Annotated in this window: 3 protein-coding genes; 2 read left to right on the forward strand and 1 reads right to left on the reverse strand. The window is 58.5% G+C overall.

Going from position 1 to position 2,845, the window contains the following annotated elements:
* The first annotated feature begins 253 nt into the window (after positions 1 to 253).
* Together XdyCFBP7245_RS24715 and XdyCFBP7245_RS23285 are read left to right on the forward strand one after the other, a co-directional pair.
* Positions 254 to 403 carry a SymE family type I addiction module toxin gene (locus XdyCFBP7245_RS24715; protein ID WP_449361603.1) on the forward strand — a complete coding sequence of 50 codons (150 nt, stop codon included), beginning with the start codon at positions 254 to 256 and terminating at the stop codon, positions 401 to 403.
* 157 nt (positions 404 to 560) lie between these two features.
* Complete coding sequence (locus XdyCFBP7245_RS23285; RefSeq protein WP_104617703.1) at positions 561 to 1,004, forward strand: lysozyme inhibitor LprI family protein; 444 nt, start codon at positions 561 to 563, stop codon at positions 1,002 to 1,004.
* Between the two features lie 439 nt (positions 1,005 to 1,443).
* Here the strand turns inward: XdyCFBP7245_RS23285 and xopE are convergent, their stop codons facing one another.
* Positions 1,444 to 2,514, reverse strand: a complete 1,071-nt coding sequence (gene xopE, locus XdyCFBP7245_RS23290) for a XopE/AvrPphe family type III secretion system effector (RefSeq protein WP_104617704.1) — start codon at positions 2,512 to 2,514, stop codon at positions 1,444 to 1,446.
* Positions 2,515 to 2,845: the final 331 nt, after the last annotated feature.

Raw genomic sequence — 2,845 nt, forward strand, 5'->3', positions numbered from 1 at the left:
AAATGGCGAAACTCCGAAGATCCAAACGAGACTCTCCGGAACGATGCGGACATTCCGCACTCTCAGGCATCGTTATTCAGACCTTCCCTAGGTCCTATTCTGGAAATAACTAAGCAACCGAGCTTCTTTATCGCAGCATTGTCCGCAGTTCTTGGCGCGGCGTGCTCTCGTTAAGACATTCCGTTCTCACCGGCACAGGCTGATCAGTTTGTATCACAGCAGAGCCGCTATCCGTTGGCAGCCGAGCCATCCCTTGTCGGAACTTACCCAGGCCCGACATCCCGTCCCCACCCTGCGCCTAAGCGGCCGCTGGCTGGAACAACTGTGCTTCGCCATCGGCAAGAAATTGCAGGTAAGCGTGCGCGACGGCGAACTTGTGCTAGGCCAGGTCACCAAGGTTTGAATCGGTAGGCTTCCTGCAACCGACTTGCCTGGATACTATGCAAGGTGAATTTCCCCCTCATCCTGGCCTGCCCGCCGATGGCGGATGGGACGATTCGGCTCATCCACCCGATCAGACACTTCCTTCAAACCCATAAGACCATCGAGATTTGTACTGCATGAAAACAGCAGCCACAATATTCGCCATCTGCCTCGTCCTTTTTGTTGACGGGGGAGCGCTGGCATCTGAAAACACCGCGCAGATCATCAAGCGTCAAGCGCCCAAAGGCATTACCAGTGCATTCTATGAATGCATTGAAGAAGCGGAATCAGACAACGTCGCTCTTGCTGCGTGCCAATCTAAAGAGAAAAAGAGACAAGACACGCGCTTGAATGCTGCGTATAAGTTGCTGCTCAGCAAGCAGCGTAATACGTCCAAGGACAACCTGGTTCGCGCAGAGCGCGCCTGGCTCGAGCTCCACGGCACCAGTAAGGCCTTTGAGTCGTCACTTTATGGCGGCGAAATCGTGAGCAGTTTTCAAGTGATGCAGAACGAAATTTTCCGTCTCTGCGAACGCGCCAACACGTTAGAAGAATATCTGTCTATCGCAGACGATCGGTAGCCAACTAACACGTAGGGTCCGAGAGTACTTTCTCTGCAAGCAATGGGGTGCGAGGAGCGGGGTCGGGGCCACGTCGTTAGAAAACGTCGCCAGATAAGGACTCAAAGATATCTCCCGGGTGCTGCCCCTCGGCAGGCCCGTTAGCTTTGGATATTCATGGGCCGCCTGCTACCGGTAGCTACCGACGCGATGCCGGCCTCGGGAGGGCGGCTGACAACACTCTTCGGGGAAACATGCACGCCGACTGTGTGCGGTTTCTAACCTCCCGACATCCCGTCGCCACCCGGCGGCGGGGTCTGTTGGTCAAGGGGGGGGCTTTGCCATGCGTCAACCGCCGTCCCACACCACCGCGGCCCGCAAACGCGCGCCGCGCCAATCACCGAGCAGACTGGTCTTGCGTATCGCCGATACGCCAAGCACCCCATGCCACCCCGGAGCTTCACCAACTCAAGGGCGGGCGTTCCAAGGCGTCCAGTCGCTCTGCGTCTTTCAAGATCGCTGTTGTCGTGCGCGGCGAGGTGGCCTGTGCGTCATCCAATCCGTAGGCCTGCCGCGCAGTATCGGCGGCTAGAACCCTGCGCGTCCGCGGTGAGTACTCTCGCAGTCTTTGACGCGTGCTTTCGGCCAGTGTGGGATCAATGACCGGCATCGACGTAAAGACGTAACCAGGCACATGCTTGGCGCGGTTAGCAAGAAAGACTGTCTCCAGGTCGCGTGCATACGCATGACGTGGAGTTTGCGGGTTCTCGATCTCGGCTCTCAACGCGTTTGTTCTCTTTCGTGCATCGATTGCGTCAGGCTTATCGAATCGTTCAACTACAGTGGTGGTCGTTCCGTAGGTTTCGGCCCAACGCGAATCTCCAAGTCGCACGGCTGGACCATCGCACCATGAGTCGAGGACTACATTGGATTCGTCCGCCTCTGCCGCGCGTGGCGGCTGATAAAGCGCGTAGATATGTGGCACCCCATAGTCACGTACGGTCAGCATCTTGCCACCGTCCTCCATGTGGACGGCATGTTGGCGCACATTGATCGCTGCGTTCTGGTCACAATTGCCAGCCCCAATCGCCAGCGCGCTTCCTGCGTGTACATTCTCATCATTTCCACCGAGCGCATACGTCAGTGCGCTGTAGACGGCGCTCAGTTGGCCGCTGAGCTGCAGATCGCTGTCGACATTGCCTCGCCCACGGTGCAATGCCTGTCGTGTCTCGTGCATCGTCGCCGTGGCGTCGACAAGGCGTTGACGTTCGCCCGCATCTTCGATGGGCCTGTCGTTGACGCGCATACCGAGTTGGTAAGCCACCTGCTGAACTTCGTACGGGTGTAAGGCCGGCTGTCCTGCGTCAGGCCGCCTCGCTCTGTAAGGCCCGAGCGCCGCCAAGCCATGCAGGCTGGGTGACATCGGCGCCTCGGAAGATGACGGCGTCGAGGGCGGGGTTTGCTCTGTGTACTCGACTGCAGACTGCTGTGGTGAACCTGCCACGCTTGGTTTCGACGCGCATACACCCATGTTGATCTCCTGTAGTGAGCCTAGGATCAAGTTTGATCAGAAGCGCTCTGGACGGCGTTGGCTAACCGAAGTCATCGCTGGCGCGACGAAGCGTTGCGGATGTAGTCGCACACGTATGGCGCAGGGGGCGACGTACGCCGTGCGTGTGGCGGTGGCGGTGCCTGAGCCGCTACGTCGATGCGAGGCGACCGGCGTGGACAAAGCCTTTGGCCTGCTGCACGTAGGGCTGCTCGCCTATCTGCGCTAGGGAAGGTCTGAACAACGAGGCCTAAGAGGGCAGAATGTCCGCATCGTTCCGGAGAATCGCGTTTGGATCTTCGGAGTTTCGCCA

Origin of the sequence: Xanthomonas dyei, assembly GCF_002939865.1 — a bacterium.
Taxonomy (GTDB): domain Bacteria; phylum Pseudomonadota; class Gammaproteobacteria; order Xanthomonadales; family Xanthomonadaceae; genus Xanthomonas; species Xanthomonas dyei.

Bases quoted from the DNA above. Each gene is read 5' to 3' on its own strand.
- xopE (WP_104617704.1), bottom strand. From the start codon at position 2,514: ATGGGTGTATGCGCGTCGAAACCAAGCGTGGCAGGTTCACCACAGCAG.
- XdyCFBP7245_RS23285 (WP_104617703.1), top strand. From the start codon at position 561: ATGAAAACAGCAGCCACAATATTCGCCATCTGCCTCGTCCTTTTTGTT.